The sequence below is a fragment of the Streptomyces marokkonensis genome, from assembly GCF_039539045.1.
GTDB classification, from domain to species: Bacteria; Actinomycetota; Actinomycetes; order Streptomycetales; family Streptomycetaceae; genus Streptomyces; species Streptomyces marokkonensis.
Genome location: NZ_BAABCQ010000029.1, coordinates 1 through 17,192, shown reverse-complemented (window position 1 = coordinate 17,192; position 17,192 = coordinate 1). Strand labels below are relative to the sequence as shown.

Genomic DNA, 17,192 nt, shown 5'->3' with positions numbered 1-17,192 from the left:
GTGACCATGCTAAAGATGTAGCTTTCGATCTGTGGCCGTGACGGCCCACACTGGAGCTCGCGGCAGCCGGTGAACGGGGAGAGAGTGTTGAGCGGGGAAGCCGGATTCGGCCTCACGGGCAGTGGCGCCGAGCCGCTGGAGAACGACGACCCACGCCGGATCGGACCGATCCCGCTGCTGGGACGGCTCGGGGTCGGCGGAATGGGACGCGTCTATCTCGGCGTCCACGAGGGCCGGTACGCGGCCGTCAAGCAGGTGCTGCCCTCGGTGGCCGGCGAGGACGAGGACTTCCTGCGCCGCTTCGGACACGAGCTGGACAATCTCTCCCGGCTGCCCGCCGAGGCCACCGCGCCGCTGCTCGCGGGGGACCGGGACGCCCGGCCGCCGTGGTTCGCCACCGCCTACGTGCCCGGCATCACCTTGCGCGAGGCCGTCGACCTGCACGGGCCCCTGCCCGCCCAGGCGCTCTGGCTCATACTGCGGGACGCCGCCACCGCGCTGGCGTCGGTGCACGCGCTGGACATGGTCCACCGCGACCTCAAACCGTCCAACGCCATGCTCACTCTCGAAGGTCTCACCCTCATCGACTTCGGTGTCGCCCGGGCCGCTGAGCAGAGCCAGCTGACCAAGACCGGCATGGTGGTGGGCACGCCCGCCTACATGTCGCCCGAACAGGCCTCCGGGAAACGGGCGTCGAGCGGTGTCGTCGACGTCTTCGCGCTCGGCTCGGTGATCGCGTACGCGGCCTCCGGCCGGCCGCCCTTCGGCGACGAGTCCGGGCACGCCGTGCTGTACCGCATCGTGCACGAGGAACCCGACCTCCAGCCGCTGCGGGAGCTCGACGCCGAACTCGCCGACGTCGTCGAGTCCTGCCTCGACAAGGACCACGAGGGCCGGCCGACGGCGGCCGAGCTGGTGGAGATCGCGGAGCGGCACGGGCCGTTCACTCCGCCCCTGTGGCCCGAGGCGGTGAGCGGTCCGCTGGCCGAGCGGGCGGCCTTCGCCGCGACGGTCCCGGAGCCCGGGCAACTGCCCGAGCCGCGGGAGGCGGCCCCTTCCCTGCCGTCCGTCCCCGTGGTCGCGGGCGGGCGACCGGAGAAGAGCGAGCGGCGTGGCCGTACGAAGGTGCTGGCGTTCGTGGTCCCGGTCGTCGTGACGGGGGCCACGCTCGGGTTCACGCTGCTGCCGTACGTGATGAACGATTCGGACAAGGGCCGGGCCGCGGGCGCGCCGCCCGCGGCCGCCGGAACAGCCACTCCGGGCCCAGCGGACTCCGCCACCGGCTCGACCGGCCCGAGCGCCTCCGCTTCCGGCAGTCCTGACGACGGGAAGAAGGACGGGCAGGACAAGGACAAGGACAAGGACAAGGACGAGGACGAGGAAGGGGAGAAGGGCGCAGGGCAGGACGGGAACGGCACCGCGCCCGGCGGGTCCGGGGACGCGGCTGCCGGGGAAGAGGCATCCGGCGGCGACTCGGGATCCGGCGGTTCCTCCGACTCGGGAGGGTCGTCCGGTGCGGGAGGGTCCGCCGGCTCCGGAACCGGGTCCGGGTCCGGGTCCGGCTCCGGGTCGAGTGGGCCGGCCCCTGGCGACTCGGGAGACGGCGGGTCCGCGTCGGGCAGCTTCATGCTGAAGAACGGATCGAGCGGAAAGTGCATGTACGTCGGCATGCCCATCGATGACGGCAACTGCTCTGGCGACAACGCCGTCTTCCGCTTCCAGAGCACCTCGGGCGGCGACTTCCGGATCCTCAGCGTGGGAGCGGCCCAGTGCATCCACGCCAGGAGCGCGAACGCCTGGCTCGTCAGGGCCGCATGCGGCCAGGCGGGAGGAGAGTGGCGGGAGGGGGCGAACGGCTCGCTCAGGAACCTCACCACGGGTGGCTGCCTCGATCTCAACCGCCGGGCTTCCATGATCGGCCTGACGACCACGGCGTGCACCGGCTCAGCCTCCCAGCGCTGGACCAGGATCTGACCAGGCTTCGATCGGAGCCTGTCCAGGCCCTGACCAGGGCCTGACGGGAAGGAGCGTCAGGTCTCGTCCCGCCTGCCGCCCTTGCGGTCCTCGTCGTCCTCGGGGCCGCTGTGGCCGGAGTCCTGCGGGTCGGGGTCACCCTGGCCCCGGCCCTTGTCCGCGTCACCGGACTGGTCGCCCAGGGACTTCAGGAAGTCGGGGTTGTCGTCCGGCGCGATCCACTGCCGCTGCCCGCCGCGTGCAGCCCCCGGCGCTCCGGCCGGCTGCCGCTTCTTGCCGGCGATGAGCCAGGAGATCGAGCCGACCAGCGGGAACAGCAGCACGAGGATCGCCCACAGCGGCTTGGGCATGTGACGGATGTCGGAGTCCTTCGTGCTGATGCAGTCGATGAATGCGTAGACGCTCAACGCCAGTGGCACGAGGAACATGAGCACCCGGAGCATGGGGCCTCTCTCCAGCGGAAGCGAGGGGTGGGGGACGCGTCGCGGCCCCCAGGTACAGGGTCAGGGTAGCCGCTCGGGGATACTGGACGGCATGGCTTACGACGATCTTCGCTCCCTGCTCAGGGCTCTGGAGCGCGACGGTGACCTCAAGCGCGTCAAGGCCGAGGTGGATCCCCGCCTGGAGATCGGGGAGATCGTCGACCGAGTGAACAAGGCCGGCGGTCCCGCCCTGCTCTTCGAGAACGTGAAGGGCTCCGACATGCCCCTCGCGATGAACGTCTTCGGCACCGACCGGCGCCTGCTCAAGGCCCTCGGCCTGAAGTCGTACTCCGACATCTCGGACAAGATCGGCGGGCTGCTCCGTCCCGAGCTGCCCCAGGGCTTCGTCGGCATGCGCGAGGCCTTCGGCAAGCTCGGCGCGATGACGCACGTACCGCCGAAGAAGGTGAAGGGCGACAGCGCGCCCGTACAGGAGGTCGTCCTGCACGGCGACGACGTGGACCTGGACCGGCTCCCCGCCCTCTTCACCTGGCCGGACGACGGCGGCTCCTTCTTCAACCTGGGCCTCACCCACACCAAGGACCCGGAGACGGGCATCCGGAACCTCGGCCTGTACCGGCTCCAGCGCCACGACAAGCGCACCATCGGCATGCATTGGCAGATCCACAAGGACAGCCGGAACCACTACCAGGTCGCCGCCCGGCGCGGCGAGCGCCTGCCGGTGGCCATCGCCTTCGGCTGCCCGCCCGCCGTGACGTACGCCTCCACCGCCCCCCTTCCCGGCGACATCGACGAGTACCTGTTCGCCGGGTTCCTGCAGGGCAAGCGGATCGAGATGGTCGACTGCAAGACGGTCCCGCTCCAGGTCCCGGCGCACGCCGAGGTCGTCATCGAGGGCTGGCTGGAGCCCGGCGAGATGCTCCCCGAGGGTCCCTTCGGCGACCACACCGGCTTCTACACACCGCAGGAGCCGTTCCCCGCGCTGAAGATCGACTGTGTGACGATGCGGAAGCGTCCGCTGCTCCAGTCGATCGTCGTCGGCCGGCCGCCGACGGAGGACGGCCCGCTGGGGCGGGCGACGGAACGCTTCTTCCTCCCGCTCCTCAAGATCATCGTCCCGGACATCGTGGACTACCACCTCCCCGAGGCCGGCGGCTTCCACAACTGCGCGATCGTCTCGATCGACAAGAAGTACCCCAAGCACGCCCAGAAGGTCATGCACGCCATCTGGGGCGCGCACATGATGTCCCTGACCAAGCTGATCGTCGTCGTCGACTCCGACTGCGACGTCCACGACCTGCACGAGGTCGCCTGGCGGGCGCTGGGCAACACCGACTACGCCCGCGACCTGACCGTCGTCGAAGGCCCGGTGGACCACCTCGACCACGCCTCCTACCAGCAGTTCTGGGGTGGCAAGGCGGGTATCGACGCCACGAGGAAGCTGCCCGAGGAGGGGTACACGCGGGACGGGGGCTGGCCGGACATGGTGCTGTCCGACCCCGAGACGGCGGCGAAGGTCGACCGCCGCTGGAAGGAGTACGGACTGTGACGTCGGCTTCCGCCGCGCTACCGCAGCAGCCGGGGCGCACCAAGGCCTTCCTGCGCCTGGTGATGATCGAGCACTCGGTCTTCGCGCTGCCCTTCGCCTACATCGCCGCCCTCACCGCGATGTACGAGTGGGACGAGAACATCCACTGGGGCCGGCTGCTCCTGGTCACCGTCGCGATGGTCGGCCTGCGCACCTTCGCGATGGCGGTCAACCGGATCATCGACCGCGAGATCGACGCCCGCAACCCGCGCACCGCCCACCGCGAACTGGTCACCGGCGCCATGTCGGTCAAGCACGCCTGGACCGGCGCGCTGGTCGCCCTCGTCGTCTTCCTGGGCGCTGCGGCCCTGCTCAACCCGCTCTGCCTCGCCCTCGCCCCCGTCGCGGTGATCCCGATGGTGGTCTACCCGTACGGCAAGCGGTTCACGAACTTCCCGCAGGCCGTCCTGGGCCTCGCCCAGGCGATGGGCCCGATCGGCGGCTGGCTGGCGATCACCGGTGAGTGGTCCTGGGAGGCCGTGATCCTCGGCCTCGCGGTCGGCATCTGGATCGGCGGCTTCGACCTGATCTACGCCTGCCAGGACGTCGAGACCGACCGGCAGGTCGGCGTGAAGTCGGTGCCGGCCCGCTTCGGCATCCCGGCGGCGATCTGGGGCGCCCGCGCCTGCCACACGGTCACCACCGCGCTCTTCGCCTGGTACGCGGTCGCCACCGACGCCGGCGTCTTCCTCTGGCTCGGCCTGCTGATCGTCGCGGGCGCGTTCGTCTACGAGCACACCATCGTGCGCCCGCACGACCTGACCCGCCTGAACAGGGCTTTCTTCTCCGTCAACGGCTTCATCGGCATCGCCCTGTTCGTGTGCGCGCTGCTGGATCTGCTCGTGCGGGGCCTGACGGTGTGAAGGCCTGGCCGTGTGATGGTGCGACTCAGGTGACGGGTGAGGCCCAGGCCGCCTGCCAGGTGGCAGGTCCGACGATGCCGTCGGTTGTCAGCCCCTTCTCCCGCTGGAAGTCGAGGCACACGGTGCGGGACTGCGGGCCGTACACACCGTCGGTGCCGATGTTCCAGCCACGCGCGGCCATTCGCTGCTGCCAGGTGCGGACGCCGGGATGGACGGTGGCCGGCGGATAGCTGAACAGAACACCGGGCCACGCCGGGGCCGCGGACGGATCGGAGCCGCCGCTCGTGACGGGCGTGTTCCAGGCCGCGTACCAGGTGCGGGCGCCGACCACGCCGTCGACGGTCAGTCCCTTTTCCTGCTGGAAGGCCAGGCAGACCCGGCGGGACTGCTCGCCGTAGACGTCGTCCACCGATATCGACCAGCCGCGGGCCGCCATGCGTTGCTGCCACGTGCGGGCGCTCGAGTGCACCGTTGCGGGCGGGTAGTGCAGGAACACACCGGGGAAGACGGGGGCCGAGGGGTACGAGGAGTCCATGGGCGGGGGAGGCTTGGGCACCCAGCCGCCGCTGCCCTTGCCCGGTCCGGGTTCCATGTCGGGCATGAGGCTGTACAGGCGCGACCCCGGGCAGTCGGTCGAGACGAAGATGCCGTGCGGTTCCGTGCCGGTGCCGGCGTTGCCGACGCTGCGCAGGTGGGCGATGGCGCTGCGGAAGCCGTAGACGAGCTGCGGAGTGATCTCGTCGTAGACGATGAAGCCGCCGACCAGGCCGCAGATGGCGTAGTACCGCTGATTGCCGAAGTCGGAGCCGTTGGCGGCGGAGCGGAGCCCCACGCCCCGGCCCTCGAACACGTAGCCGTGGTTGCACACCAGGTAGGTGTAGGCGATGTCCCACCAGCCGTTGCCGTCCATGTGGTCACGCTGGATGCCCCGGACCTGGCCCGCGCAGTCGCGGTGGTCGGCGGCGGCGAAGCGGAACCCTCCGGTGTGATGGATGGCGACGCCGCCGAGCTCCGGGGAGATGTTCGTGCTGATCTTGGTGGCCGACCGGGCGCCCCAGGAGGAGCGAGGGACGAAACGGGGGATGCTCACGCGCCCTCACCTCCAGGCAGCGCGCAGCCGCACGTCGCGTTCAGTGGCTCGCGGGAGACGCCCGCCGCGTAGTCGGCGTCGGACACGTCGGGGATGATCGCGTCGGGGTGGTCGTGGCTCAGGACGAAGGAGAGTTCGTCCTCGCCGACCGCGTGGGCCGGACCGGTGCAGATGACCGGCAGGGCGGCCGCCGCGGTGACGGCCGCGGCCGTCCGGCCTGCCATGCCGATGAAACCTCGGCGCGTGGTGTGCTCTGGGGGCACGCTGTCTCCTCTTCGGTTCGTCGGCTCTTCGGTGGTGGCGCGACTTCTGCGGCGGGGCGGGAGTGCGGCCGGTCGGCCGGCGGACCGCACTCCCGCGCCGCCTGCTGGGTGCCGGGTGTCGGGTGCCGGGTGCGGGTCGGGGATGGGGGTGCTGTGCCTGAGGTGCGGTCAGCGGTCGCCGTAGCGCAGTTCGTCCCATGTCCGGGGGCCGACGATGCCGTCGGAGGCGCTCACGCTGATGTAGTACCACTGGAACCAGGTGACGGCGGACTCAGTGGCGGGCCCGTAGACCCCGTCCACGGCCAGCTCGCCGCCGCCGGCTTGCGGGTAGCGGGTGGTTTCGTTGATCAGCGCCTGGATCTCCTTCACATGGGCGCCGGTGCTCCCGCGCTCGGCCCAGGCGGTCCCCGTGTGATAGCCGCAGTAGAGGCCGACCGTGCTGACGCCGCGGCAGGAGTCGGCCAGGGCGGTCGCCCGCGGGGTGTGGCCCGTCGCGGCGTGAGCGTTGCCGAGGGGGAGCAGGACCAGTGTGGCGGTGGCCGTCGCACCGGCCAGCGCTGTCGTCCATCGACATCCGCGGAGGCTGCTTCGAATGAGGTGCACGGGTCACTCCAGTGTCGTCGTGGTGGGGGAGGGGCACGCGTGGGCGGGTGGCGGATGTCGTGGAGCCGCGCGGCCTGTCGGTCGCGCGGCTCGCGCCAGGTCCTTGGCCCGACGATCTCCTCGGCCTCCGCCGCGCCCGTGTACGTGCGCTGGAACCAGCGCACGTACACGGGCGGGTGCGGTCAGGTCAGGTGCGGTAGCCCCGCAGGGCCTTCCAGGTGTTGGGGCCGACGATGCCGTCGACCGACCCGGCCTTCATGTGCTCGCGCTGGAACCAGCGCACGGCGCGCTCGGTGGCCGAACCGAAGATCCCGTCCACCGTGAGCCGTGACCCGCCCGAGGAGTAGCGGTAGTCCGTCGTGCCGTTGATCAGCCCCTGGATCTCCGCGACGTGGTTGCCGGTGCTGCCGTACTCGGCCCAGTCCTGCCCGTAGTAGTAGTGGCACGTGAGGCCGATCGTGCTCTGCGTGTAGCAGGCGTCGGAGGCTGCCACGGCGGCCGGCGCGGCGACCGCGGCCGTTCCGCCGACCAGCGCCGTGGCCGCGACCAGTAGAGCCACCTTCTGGTGAGTGCGCATTGCAATCGCTTTCTGTGCGAGAAGAGCTGACGGCCCGTCGGATCGGTCGGACGGGGAGTTCGGACACGAGCCAGCCTGTCGGCTGTTTTCCCGGCAGCGCTATGATCCGGGACGTCCCGGGTATCCCCGGGACGTCCCCGCCGCTCACCTGCGGGGACCGGGCCGGGGCGCTTTGTCCCGGGGCACGGCCCGGGACGCTTCTGCTGGAAGCGGTCACCACGGGAGAGGACGCAAGGGAAGAAGGCCCTGGAGCACGCCCGCAACGAGAGGATTTCCTCCTGTCATGGCGCCGTGGAGATCTCTGCCCGAGGAACTCAGCCCGCCCGCCCGGCGCCTGGTGACCGGGCTTCGCGAGCTGAAGGACCGCACCGGGATGAGTCTGGCCGCGCTGGAGCGGCGCACCCGGTACAGCAGGTCGTCCTGGGAGCGGTACCTCAATGGCAAGAAGCTCCCGCCACGCGAGGCGGTCGCGGAGCTGGCCGCGCTGGCGGGCGAGGACGGCGAGCGGCTGTGGGCGCTGCACAGGCTCGCGGCCGGTGACTGGCTCCGTGCCCCTCCACCGAGTGCCTCCTTACCGACCGCACCGGGCCGGGACGAGGCCGACGGGGCAGCGCCCGCCGACGGCCCGGCTCCGACAGGCGGGGCGGCCCGGCAGGGCGGGGCGGCCCGGCAGGGCGGGCGAGGACCTGGGGCGTGGGCCCGGCGCCGGGCGCCCTACCTGGTATCGCTGCTGATCTTGGCCAGTACGGCCGTCACCGTCGCCGCGACCTGGGACCGCGGCGGGACGAGCCACCGGGAACGGCCGGACGACTTCGCCTTCGAGCCCGGCACCACCTACGACTGCCCGGTGGAACGGAAGGGCGCCTCGCTCACCGCCGGTTACAGCGACACCCGGCGGACCTACCTGCACCAGTTGGTGATCAGCTGGGACGTGGTGGAGGCCCAGTGCCTGCTGGAGTACCACGGCTACCCGGTGGCCGAGGTCGACGGCGCCTACGACGCGATGACGGAACGCGCCGTCAAGCGTTTCCAGGAGGACCGCGGCGGTCTGGTGGTCGACGGGATCATCGGCGAGCACACCTGGGAGGTGCTGCGCCGATGAGCGGGCGGCGTACGGAGCTGGCCGGGCTCGCGGCGGAGCTGGTGGCGCTGAAGAAGCGGACCGGGCTCAGCCTGGGAGCGCTGGCCGACCGGACCTCGGCCAGCAAGTCGGCCTGGCACCGCTATCTCACCGGGCGCAATCTGCCGCCGCGCGAAACGGTCGCCGAGTTCTGCGCCCTCGCCGACGAGCCGCCCGCCCACCTGATGGCCCTGTGGGAGGTGGCCGAGACCGAGTGCAGCGGCAGGCAGCGGGGCGGTGACGGGGCCGAACCGGGCACCGGCGCGCCGGAGACGCGCCGCCCACCGCAGCGGGCGGCCGACGAGGAGCCGGACCGTACGCCCCTGACGTCCCCGACTCCCCGCACTCCCCTGATGCCTGCGATGCCTCCGACGGGGGCGACACGGACTGCGCGGGCACCGGAACGCTCCGGGGCCGGCTCGTTGACGGCCCCGGGCCCGAGCGCGGTGGCGCTCCGCCAGTGGCACCACGGGCACCACTGGCGCCGGATCGTGAAGCGTTGGTGGCCGGTCGGGCTCTCCACCCTGTTGTCCGCCGTCGTACTCGCCGCCGTCCCGCTGGTCCGGGGGCCCGCCGAGCCGGCTCCGGCACCTCCAGGCTGCCGGGGCACGGCGTGCGACGGGGAGAATTCCGAGTCCCAGGGCTGTACCGAGCCGGGCTCCGCGTTCGGCGCCGTGGCGCAGGCGAACCTCCGCGGCGGGGCCCGCATGGAGATCCGGCACAGTGAGCACTGTGACGCGTTCTGGGCGCGGGTCTGGCTGGGCCAGGTCGGGGACCGGATCGAGCTGAGGGTCCCGGGCCGTCCCACCCGGCACGCGGTGATCCGGGACCGGCACGACGCCGAGGGCTACGTCTACACCCTGATGACCGGCGGCGAACCGACGGCGGCGCAGGCCTGCCTGCTGCCCGCAGACGGTGGGCCGGAGCAGTGCTTCGGCACCTGACCCCGGACCCGTCTCGGAACGGCGGAAGGCACAGCAGGGCGACCCGGTCCGGTACGGCCGGGCACCCTGGGCGGGTTCACACCCCGCGACGCCGGATAGGCTCGGTGCCGTGAACCCAGTCAAGCCAGGAAAGACGCCGCGCAAGCCTTGGATCGTGGGGGTGTCCGGCGCTTCCGGCACCCCGTATGCCGCCTCGGTACTGCGCGCGCTGCTCGACGCTGATGAAAGCGTCGACCTGGTGGTCAGCCGGGCCTCGCGGCTCACCCTGCTCGACGAGACCGGCATCTCCTTCCGGGACGCCCACTGGCGGACCGACCTGCACGCATGGCTGTCCCGGGGCGCCGACGGCAAGCCCGGCACCTTCGACGTGGACCTCGACCTCGCCGGCGACCGGGTTCGGTACTGGAGCGCGGGCGACCTCGCGGCAGGGCCGTCCTCGGGGTCGTATCCCGTCAAGGGCATGCTGATCGTGCCCGCGTCGACGGCCTGCGTGGCGGGCGTCGCGCTCGGGCTGTCGAAGGACCTGCTGCAGCGGTCGGCCAGCGTGATCCTGAAGGAGCGTCGCAAGCTGGTCGTGGCCGTACGGGAGACCCCGCTGGACGGCCGGACGCTGCGGCACCTGGTGACACTGGACGACGCGGGCGCGACCGTGGTGCCCGCCTCGCCGGCCTTCTACGCGGGGGCGACGCACATCCAGGACCTGGTGGACTTCGTCGCCGGACGCGTCCTCGACGCGGCGGGGGTCGGGCACGACCTCTACCGCCGCTGGCGCGGTGACCTCGGCGGGGCACGCCCGACCGGCTGAGCCCCGTCAGAGCACCACCCGAGCAGTACGTATGCGAGTACCACCTCCCCCCACACGTTTGTTACCCACATCTTCAGAACTCTTCAGTGGAAGGCTTCGATCGCATGGACGCGGTGGACAGGCAGCTCATCCAGGCCCTGAGGGAGAACGGCCGGGCCTCGTACGCGGAGTTGGGGCGCCTCGTCGGACTGTCGGGACCCAGCGTCACCGACCGCATCAACCGGCTGGAGGCGGCCGGCGTCATCACCGGTTACCGGGCCACCGTGGACGCCGCCTCGCTCGGCCTCGGCGTCACGGCCCTGATCGGCGTCTCGCTCTCCGACGCCGCCGACCACGAGGACGTGGCACAGCGGCTCAAGGAGCTGCGGGAGATCGAGGACTGCTGGTTCATCGCCGGCGAGGACTCCTACATGCTCAAGGTGCGCGCGGCCGACGTGGACGGCCTGGAGAGCATCATCCGCCGGCTGTCCGGCACGAAGGGCGTGTCCAGGACCCGTACGACCATCGTGCTCTCCACCAAGTGGGAGAACCGGGTGGGCGAGCTGCCGGAAGAGGTCCTGTAGCAGGGGCGTACGGTTTACGAGTCAGTCTCAGAAAGAGGTATCGCATGGACGCCGGGCTCAAGCGGGAGCTGGAGCAGAAGGTCCGCTCCGGGGAGCGGCTGACCCGCGAGGACGGCATCGCGCTGTACGAGTCGGACGATCTGGCCTGGCTCGGCGGCCTCGCGCACGAGGTGCGGACGCGGAAGAACGGCGACGTCGTCCACTTCAACGTCAACCGCCACCTCAACATGACCAACGTGTGTACGGCCTCCTGCGCGTACTGCTCCTTCCAGCGCAAGCCGGGGGAGAAGGACGCGTACACGATGCGCATCGAGGAGGCGGTGAAGCTCGCCAAGGCGATGGAGGGCGAGAACCTCACCGAGCTCCACATCGTCAACGGCCTGCACCCGAACCTGCCGTGGCGCTACTACCCGCGCTCGCTGCGGGAACTGAAGGCCGCGCTGCCCGACGTCTCGCTGAAGGCCTTCACGGCCACCGAGATCCACCACTTCGAGACCATCTCCGGGATGTCCGCCTCCGACATCCTCGACGAGCTGATCGACGCCGGTCTGGAGTCCCTGACCGGCGGCGGCGCCGAGATCTTCGACTGGGAGGTGCGGCAGCACATCGTCGACCACCGCACCCACTGGGAGGACTGGTCGCGCATCCACCGCCTGGCGCACGAGAAGGGGCTGAAGACCCCGTGCACCATGCTCTACGGTCACATCGAGGAGCCGCGCCACCGCGTGGACCACGTGCTGCGGCTGCGTGAGCTCCAGGACGAGACGAACGGCTTCCAGGTCTTCATCCCCCTGCGCTACCAGCACGACTTCGTGGACATGAAGGACGGCAAGGTGCGCAACCGCCTCCAGGCCCGCACCCAGATGGCGACCGGCGCGGAGGCGCTGAAGACCTTCGCGGTGTCGCGACTGCTCTTCGACAACGTCCCGCACGTCAAGGTCTTCTGGGTCATGCACGGTGTGCAGACCGCCCAGCTGGCCCTCCAGCACGGCGCCGACGACATGGACGGCTCAGTCGTCGAGTACAAGATCACGCACGACGCGGACGACTTCGGCACGCCGAACAAACTGACCCGCGACGACCTGCTGGACCTCATCCGCGACGCCGGTTTCCGGCCGGTCGAGCGCAACACGCGCTACGAGATCCTCCGGGAGTTCGAGGGCCCCGACGCGGCGCGCAGGGACTCGCCGCAGCCGATGCGGGTGTGAAGGATCGCGGATCGCGGCCCCTTCGGCCCTCCAGGGGCTCCATCCCCGGAGGGCCGTCCTCGTCCACCCGTCACTCGACTCGGTCGGTGAGGAGCGGGTACCCGGCGATCCGTGACCCCAAGGACGACTGCCCCGGAGGACCGCTACACCGCAGAGCCCTTCGTGCCCGCGCGGGGCGGCCTGCCCGCGCTGCGCAAGGCCGCCGCCGACTGTCACGGCTGCCCGCTGCACAGGGACGCCACCCGGACGGTCTTCGGCGCCGGAAAGGCGGACGCCCGTGTGATGCTGGTCGGCGAGCAGCCGGGTGACCAGGAGGACCGGCAGGGCGAACCCTTCGTCGGGCCCGCCGGGAAGCTGCTCGACCGGGCCCTGGCGGAAGCCGGCATCGACCCGGCGGACGCGTACGTCACCAACGCCGTCAAGCACTTCAAGTTCACGCGGACCGAGCCCCGCAAGCGCCGGATCCACAAGGCGCCCACCCTGCGCGAGATGACCGCCTGCGGCCCCTGGCTGGCCGCCGAGCTGGCCCGGGTGGAACCGGAACTGATCGTGGTACTCGGCGCCACGGCCGGCAAGGCGCTGCTCGGCTCCTCCTTCCGCGTCACACAGGTGCGCGGCACGGTGCTGGAGGAGGAGATCCACGGACACCCGCAACGGCTGGTGCCGACCGTGCACCCGTCGGCGGTACTGCGGGCGGCGGCCGAGGGCCGGGACGGCGCGTACCGGGGCCTGGTCTCGGATCTGCGGGTGGCGGCACAGGCACTCTCGTAATGGCTACGATGAGGGGGTGTGCCTTACATTCACCTTCGACCCGCCCGTCACCCCGGACCTGCGCGACGGCGTACTCGACCTGTGGACCGACGTCTCCAACGCGGGCGGCTCCGTGGGATTCGTGCCGCCCGTGACCCGGGAGGACATCCGTCCCGAACTGGTCAGACACATGGTGGGCATGGCCGAGGGCCGTACCCGGCTGCTCGTCGGCCGCGACGAGGAGGGGCGGGTGGCCGCCACCGCGTTCCTCACCCTCAACGCGCACCGGCTGATGACCCACTGGCTGTGGCTCTACACGGTGATGGTTCACCCCCGCCACCAGGGCCGGGGCTACGGCCGGGACCTGATGGCCGCCGCCGCGGACGCGGCCCGCACCGTCGGCGGCGTCGAGGCGATCCGGCTCACCTGCCGGGGCGGTCTCGGCCTGGAGCGGTTCTACGAGTCCTGCGGCTACAAGGAGGTCGGCCGGGTGCCCGGCGCGATCCGGGTGGCGCCGGGCGACGACCGGGACGACGTCTTCATGCTGCTGTCATTGGCCTGAGCTCCGTCCGCGATCCGAGGGCCCGACCCGAGGACCCGACCCGACTGCGGGGCCGGCGAACCGGCATGTTTCACTGGGCAGTGCCTCTTTGTGCCAGAAACGGAAGAGTGGATTGAGATGCTCCGCTACACGCTGATGCGCCTCGGGATCTTCGTGGGCTGCCTCGTGGCCGTCTGGGGGCTCGTCTACGCCGGCGTGTTCCCGCGCGGTCTCGGCGACTCCAACGGCATTTGGATCCTCCTGCTCTCCCTGCTGCTCTCGGCCCCCATCAGCTACGTCGCGCTCCGCAAGGAGCGGGACCGGGCCTCGGTCCAGGTCGTCGGCCGCGTGGAGCGGATGAAGGCCAACCTCGAGGCCAACCGCGGCCAGGAGGACACCGCCGACGACGCGGCACGCGCCCAGGGCCAGACCTCATGACGCAGTAGCGCAGAAGCGTAGTAGGGCACGTCACACGCACGCACGCCCCGGTTTCCCCATCCACAGGAAACCGGGGCACTCTGCGTTTTACGGGCAATAGGCACTCCACACCTCTCAAAGTGAGGCTTTGGGGGTCTCAAAGCACAGGTGTTAAAGTCGTGTGCATGAAGCACGCAGCCGCGCCCCACACGCCGCCGAGCCTCGCGCTCGTGGCGCGCCTGCACGTGGACCTCTGTCGGTGCGCGTCCGCGAACTGTCGCCCCTGACGTTCCCCCCCTCATCCGTCGTTCTCCACGTCAGCCCCGCGCGTCCGTCCCCGCGTCCCGTCCCCCTTTACGGAGCCCGTCCGTGTCTTCCCTCACGAAGTACTTCAAGGTGCCCTTCTGGGCCCAGATACTCGCCGGTCTCGTCCTCGGCGTCCTGCTGGGCTGGCTGGCCCGCAGCCAGGACGTCTCCTGGCTGGTCACCACCCTCGAGAAGGTCGGCGGCACCTTCATCGGCCTGCTGAAGCTGGCCGTCGCACCGCTCGTCTTCTTCGCGATCCTGGTGTCGATCACCAACCTGCGGAAGGTCAACAACGCGGCCCGCCTGGCGTCCCGCACCCTTCTCTGGTTCATGGTCACCTCGCTGATCGCGGTGGCCATCGGCCTGACCATCGGCCTGGTCACCAACCCCGGCGCCGGCACCGGCCTCACCCCGGCCGACGGCGCGGCGCCCGAGAACACCGGGTCCTGGATCGACTTCCTGACCGGCATCGTGCCGACCGACGTGATCACGCCGTTCACCGAGCTGAACGTGCTCCAGATCGTCTTCATGGCCGCCGTCGCCGGTATCGCCGCCCTCCAGCTCGGCGAGAAGGCCCAGCCGATCCTGAACCTGAGCGAGTCCGTCCTCGAGCTCCTCCAGAAGGCCCTGTGGTGGGTCATCCGCCTCGCCCCGCTCGGCACCGTCGGCCTCATCGGCAACGCCATCGCCACCTACGGCTGGGACCTCATCGGCAAGTACGCCACCTTCACCGCCGACATCTACGTCGGCTGCGCGATCGTGATGTTCGTGGTCTACCCGCTGCTGCTCGCCACCGTCGCCAAGGTCAGCCCGCTGCAGTTCTTCAAGGGCGCCTGGCCCGCGATCCAGCTGGGCTTCGTCTCCCGCTCCTCCGTCGGCACCATGCCGCTGACCCAGAAGGTCACCGAGCGCCTCGGTGTGCCGAAGGAGTACGCGTCCTTCGCCGTGCCGTTCGGCGCGACGACCAAGATGGACGGCTGCGCCGCGATCTACCCGGCGATCGCCGCGATCTTCGTCGCGCAGATCTTCGGCATCGACCTCGGTGTCGGCGACTACCTGCTGATCGCGTTCGTCTCGGTGGTCGGCTCCGCCGCCACGGCCGGTCTCACCGGCGCCACGGTCATGCTGACCCTGACCCTGTCCACCCTGGGCCTGCCCATGGAGGGCGTCGGCCTGCTCCTCGCGATCGACCCGATCCTGGACATGATCCGCACGGCGACCAACGTGGCCGGCCAGGCGCTGGTCCCGGTCATCGTCTCGGCCCGCGAGGGACTGCTGGACCACAAGGCCTACGACGCGGCGCACAGCTCGCCGATCGACGAGCCGGAGCCGTCGGAGTCGGAGAAGGAGTCGGAAAAGGGTCCGGAGAACGAGAAGCAGACGTCGGAGCCGGTTCCGGCCGCCGTCTGACCGACGTGTTCCGGGTGCCGGCGTCGCGCTGACGTCCTGATCACCGCCGCACGGACCGTACGCTGATTCGCATGGGTGCAGGGAAGACCAAGCGGATGCCGCGTGCGGTCCGTGAGCAGCAGATGCTGGACGCCGCCGTGCGCGTCTTCGGTCAACGCGGGTACATGGCGGCGTCGATGGACGAGATCGCCGAACTGGCGGGAGTCTCCAAGCCGCTGGTGTACCTCTACCTGAACTCGAAGGACGACCTCTTCACCGCCTGCATTCGCCGCGAGGCCCGGGCCCTCACCGAGGCAGTCCGGGCGGGGGTGCTTCCGGGGCTGGCCCCCGACGGACAACTCTGGTCGGGACTGCGGGCGTTCTTCACCCACACCGCGCGAAACCCCGATGCCTGGCGGGTGCTGCACCTCCACGCCCGTACCCACGGCGAGCGGTTCGCGGTCGAGGTCGCGGCGATGCGTGCGGAGATCGTCGCCTTCGTGACGCAGCTGATCGCCGCGGCGGCGCGGGACGCGCACCGGGACCCGCACCTGCCCGCCGGTGAGGTCGCCGGGCTGGCCGAGGCACTGGTCGGCGCCGCCGAGTCACTCGCCGACTGGGCGGGCGCCACGGACGGCGTCACCGCGAAGCAGGCGGCGGCGACCCTGATGAACTTCGCCTGGGCAGGCCTGGGCGACCTGATGACGGGCCGGCCCTGGTCCCCGCCGGAGGAACCCGAGCCCGGGCCGGGGGAGGCGGCGCCGGTGGCACAGGCGGCGCCGATTCAGACCGGGTAGGGCCCGACCTCGCCGGACAGGTGCGGCCGCCGCCCCTCCCCGCCGCGCAGCTCGAACCGCACGCCCCGCGCCCCGTACGTCACCGTCCCCGGCAGCGGCACCGGCGCCCGGAACTCCGCGTGCACCGCGGCCGCGTCCGGCGTCCCGTGCTCGGCGAGGCATCGGGCCACGGTCCACATGCCGTGCGCGATGGCCCGGGGGAAGCCGAAGAGGCGGGCGGTGAGCTGATGCAGGTGGATCGGGTTGCGGTCACCGGAGGCGGCACCGTAGCGCCGCCCGACGTCACCGGCGATGCGCCATTCGGCGCGGGCGGGCAGCGGCTCGCGGTCCTCGTGCTTGCCCTGGTCCTTGCCCGGGTCCGCGCCCCGGTCCTTGTCCTGGTTCTTGTCCTTGCCCCGGTCCTGGCCGGAGGCCTCGGTGGGGGTGGGCCCGGCCGTCCGGTGCCGCGCCAGATATGTGCTGCGCGACTCCCACACCGGTTCCCCGCCGGCCCGTGTCTCCGTCACCTCCGTCACCACCGACGCCTCTGTCCCGCGTCGGTGCGGCGCCAGGCCCTCGACGTACGTGGTGAGGTCGTACACCCCGGTCGCGGGCATGGCGGCCCGCCGGGTGATGCCGATCGACGTGTGGACGAGCCCCAGCAGCGGCAGCGGGAAGTCCCGGCCGCTCATCAGACGCATGGCCGTCGGGAAGCCCAGCACGTGCGGATACGTCACCGGAAGCGCGTCCGCCCCGGTCGGGAACCCGCACACCCGCTCGTACGCGGACAGCCGCGCGAGGTCCACGCGCAGGCCGGGGAACACCAGCCGGGTACGGGGGAAGTCCGCGTCCGGGCGGGGCCGCTTGAGCGGCGACAGCAGGGCGCCACGCGCGAGGAGCGGCGGGAGGGCGGGGGCACCGGTCAGCGTGTGCGTCGTGTGCGTCGTGGGTGACATGGGTGACTCCCAGCTC

Annotated in this window: 20 protein-coding genes; 14 read left to right on the top strand and 6 right to left on the bottom strand. The window is 71.1% G+C overall.

The features are described 5' to 3' along the window. Positions 1–87 precede the first annotated feature (87 nt). Positions 88–1,974, top strand: coding sequence for a serine/threonine-protein kinase (locus tag ABEA26_RS10085; protein WP_345591190.1), 1,887 nt, complete (start codon positions 88–90; stop codon positions 1,972–1,974). A 56-nt stretch (positions 1,975–2,030) separates the two neighbouring features. Here ABEA26_RS10085 and ABEA26_RS10080 read toward each other — a convergent pair whose 3' ends face one another. Further along, complete coding sequence (locus tag ABEA26_RS10080; RefSeq protein WP_345591188.1) at positions 2,031–2,417, bottom strand: PLD nuclease N-terminal domain-containing protein; 387 nt, start codon at positions 2,415–2,417, stop codon at positions 2,031–2,033. Between the two features lie 91 nt (positions 2,418–2,508). On the opposite strand from ABEA26_RS10080, the gene ABEA26_RS10075 reads away from it, so the two are divergent. Further along, positions 2,509–3,966, top strand: a complete 1,458-nt coding sequence (locus ABEA26_RS10075) for a menaquinone biosynthesis decarboxylase (protein WP_345591186.1) — start codon at positions 2,509–2,511, stop codon at positions 3,964–3,966. Next, on the top strand, positions 3,963–4,868 hold the full coding sequence (mqnP, locus tag ABEA26_RS10070; protein WP_345591184.1) for a menaquinone biosynthesis prenyltransferase MqnP: 906 nt from the start codon (positions 3,963–3,965) through the stop codon (positions 4,866–4,868). Before ABEA26_RS10075 ends, mqnP begins: the two co-directional genes overlap by 4 nt. 25 nt (positions 4,869–4,893) lie before the next feature. On the opposite strand, the gene ABEA26_RS10065 is transcribed toward mqnP, so the two are convergent. From ABEA26_RS10065 to ABEA26_RS10050, 4 genes are all read right to left on the bottom strand, one after another. Further along, on the bottom strand, positions 4,894–5,958 hold the full coding sequence (locus ABEA26_RS10065; RefSeq protein ID WP_345591183.1) for a peptidoglycan recognition protein family protein: 1,065 nt from the start codon (positions 5,956–5,958) through the stop codon (positions 4,894–4,896). Further along, positions 5,955–6,221 (bottom strand): twin-arginine translocation signal domain-containing protein, encoded by a 267-nt coding sequence (locus ABEA26_RS10060; RefSeq protein WP_345591181.1) that lies wholly within the window; start codon positions 6,219–6,221, stop codon positions 5,955–5,957. The genes ABEA26_RS10065 and ABEA26_RS10060 overlap by 4 nt, the downstream gene beginning before the upstream one ends. A gap of 168 nt (positions 6,222–6,389) precedes the next feature. Beyond that, positions 6,390–6,824, bottom strand: coding sequence for a peptidoglycan-binding domain-containing protein (locus ABEA26_RS10055; protein ID WP_345591179.1), 435 nt, complete (start codon positions 6,822–6,824; stop codon positions 6,390–6,392). A gap of 187 nt (positions 6,825–7,011) precedes the next feature. Next, complete coding sequence (locus ABEA26_RS10050) at positions 7,012–7,401, bottom strand: peptidoglycan-binding domain-containing protein (RefSeq protein ID WP_345591178.1); 390 nt, start codon at positions 7,399–7,401, stop codon at positions 7,012–7,014. Between the two features lie 283 nt (positions 7,402–7,684). Between ABEA26_RS10050 and ABEA26_RS10045 the strand changes: the two genes are divergently transcribed. The 11 genes from ABEA26_RS10045 to ABEA26_RS09995 all read left to right on the top strand — a co-directional run bounded on the left by ABEA26_RS10045 (position 7,685) and on the right by ABEA26_RS09995 (position 16,241). Next, positions 7,685–8,503, top strand: coding sequence for a peptidoglycan-binding protein (locus ABEA26_RS10045; RefSeq protein WP_345591176.1), 819 nt, complete (start codon positions 7,685–7,687; stop codon positions 8,501–8,503). Beyond that, the gene (locus ABEA26_RS10040; protein WP_345591175.1) at positions 8,500–9,465 is read left to right on the top strand and encodes a helix-turn-helix domain-containing protein; all 966 of its coding nucleotides are present in this window, start codon (positions 8,500–8,502) and stop codon (positions 9,463–9,465) included. Before ABEA26_RS10045 ends, ABEA26_RS10040 begins: the two co-directional genes overlap by 4 nt. 109 nt (positions 9,466–9,574) lie before the next feature. Further along, the gene (locus tag ABEA26_RS10035; RefSeq protein WP_345591173.1) at positions 9,575–10,270 is read left to right on the top strand and encodes a UbiX family flavin prenyltransferase; all 696 of its coding nucleotides are present in this window, start codon (positions 9,575–9,577) and stop codon (positions 10,268–10,270) included. Between the two features lie 104 nt (positions 10,271–10,374). Further along, positions 10,375–10,833, top strand: a complete 459-nt coding sequence (locus ABEA26_RS10030; protein ID WP_345591171.1) for an Lrp/AsnC family transcriptional regulator — start codon at positions 10,375–10,377, stop codon at positions 10,831–10,833. Between the two features lie 44 nt (positions 10,834–10,877). Beyond that, a complete protein-coding gene (mqnE, locus tag ABEA26_RS10025) occupies positions 10,878–12,041 on the top strand; it encodes an aminofutalosine synthase MqnE (protein WP_279564930.1) in 1,164 nt (387 codons plus the stop codon). A 111-nt stretch (positions 12,042–12,152) separates the two neighbouring features. Beyond that, positions 12,153–12,812 (top strand): UdgX family uracil-DNA binding protein, encoded by a 660-nt coding sequence (locus tag ABEA26_RS10020; RefSeq protein WP_345591167.1) that lies wholly within the window; start codon positions 12,153–12,155, stop codon positions 12,810–12,812. A 16-nt stretch (positions 12,813–12,828) separates the two neighbouring features. Further along, positions 12,829–13,353 (top strand): GNAT family N-acetyltransferase, encoded by a 525-nt coding sequence (locus ABEA26_RS10015; protein ID WP_345591165.1) that lies wholly within the window; start codon positions 12,829–12,831, stop codon positions 13,351–13,353. A 117-nt stretch (positions 13,354–13,470) separates the two neighbouring features. Next, entirely contained in the window at positions 13,471–13,770 is a 300-nt protein-coding gene (locus ABEA26_RS10010) for a DUF4229 domain-containing protein (protein WP_279565028.1), read from the top strand. Between the two features lie 164 nt (positions 13,771–13,934). After that, positions 13,935–14,036 (top strand): putative leader peptide, encoded by a 102-nt coding sequence (locus ABEA26_RS10005; protein ID WP_328287003.1) that lies wholly within the window; start codon positions 13,935–13,937, stop codon positions 14,034–14,036. Positions 14,037–14,118: 82 nt separating this feature from the next. Continuing rightward, positions 14,119–15,465 carry a dicarboxylate/amino acid:cation symporter gene (locus ABEA26_RS10000; protein ID WP_345591160.1) on the top strand — a complete coding sequence of 449 codons (1,347 nt, stop codon included), beginning with the start codon at positions 14,119–14,121 and terminating at the stop codon, positions 15,463–15,465. Between the two features lie 71 nt (positions 15,466–15,536). Beyond that, positions 15,537–16,241, top strand: a complete 705-nt coding sequence (locus ABEA26_RS09995; protein WP_345591158.1) for a TetR/AcrR family transcriptional regulator — start codon at positions 15,537–15,539, stop codon at positions 16,239–16,241. Here the strand turns inward: ABEA26_RS09995 and ABEA26_RS09990 are convergent. After that, complete coding sequence (locus ABEA26_RS09990) at positions 16,229–17,176, bottom strand: MaoC family dehydratase (RefSeq protein WP_345591262.1); 948 nt, start codon at positions 17,174–17,176, stop codon at positions 16,229–16,231. The two genes, ABEA26_RS09995 and ABEA26_RS09990, sit on opposite strands and share 13 nt — an antisense overlap. Between the last annotated feature and the right edge of the window lie 16 nt (positions 17,177–17,192).

Bases quoted from the DNA above. Each gene is read 5' to 3' on its own strand.
- ABEA26_RS10080 (WP_345591188.1), bottom strand. From the start codon at position 2,417: ATGCTCCGGGTGCTCATGTTCCTCGTGCCACTGGCGTTGAGCGTCTAC.
- ABEA26_RS10075 (WP_345591186.1), top strand. From the start codon at position 2,509: ATGGCTTACGACGATCTTCGCTCCCTGCTCAGGGCTCTGGAGCGCGAC.
- ABEA26_RS10050 (WP_345591178.1), bottom strand. From the start codon at position 7,401: ATGCGCACTCACCAGAAGGTGGCTCTACTGGTCGCGGCCACGGCGCTG.
- ABEA26_RS10045 (WP_345591176.1), top strand. From the start codon at position 7,685: ATGGCGCCGTGGAGATCTCTGCCCGAGGAACTCAGCCCGCCCGCCCGG.
- ABEA26_RS10040 (WP_345591175.1), top strand. From the start codon at position 8,500: ATGAGCGGGCGGCGTACGGAGCTGGCCGGGCTCGCGGCGGAGCTGGTG.
- ABEA26_RS10030 (WP_345591171.1), top strand. From the start codon at position 10,375: ATGGACGCGGTGGACAGGCAGCTCATCCAGGCCCTGAGGGAGAACGGC.
- mqnE (WP_279564930.1), top strand. From the start codon at position 10,878: ATGGACGCCGGGCTCAAGCGGGAGCTGGAGCAGAAGGTCCGCTCCGGG.
- ABEA26_RS10010 (WP_279565028.1), top strand. From the start codon at position 13,471: ATGCTCCGCTACACGCTGATGCGCCTCGGGATCTTCGTGGGCTGCCTC.
- ABEA26_RS10005 (WP_328287003.1), top strand. From the start codon at position 13,935: ATGAAGCACGCAGCCGCGCCCCACACGCCGCCGAGCCTCGCGCTCGTG.
- ABEA26_RS09995 (WP_345591158.1), top strand. From the start codon at position 15,537: ATGGGTGCAGGGAAGACCAAGCGGATGCCGCGTGCGGTCCGTGAGCAG.
- ABEA26_RS09990 (WP_345591262.1), bottom strand. From the start codon at position 17,176: ATGTCACCCACGACGCACACGACGCACACGCTGACCGGTGCCCCCGCC.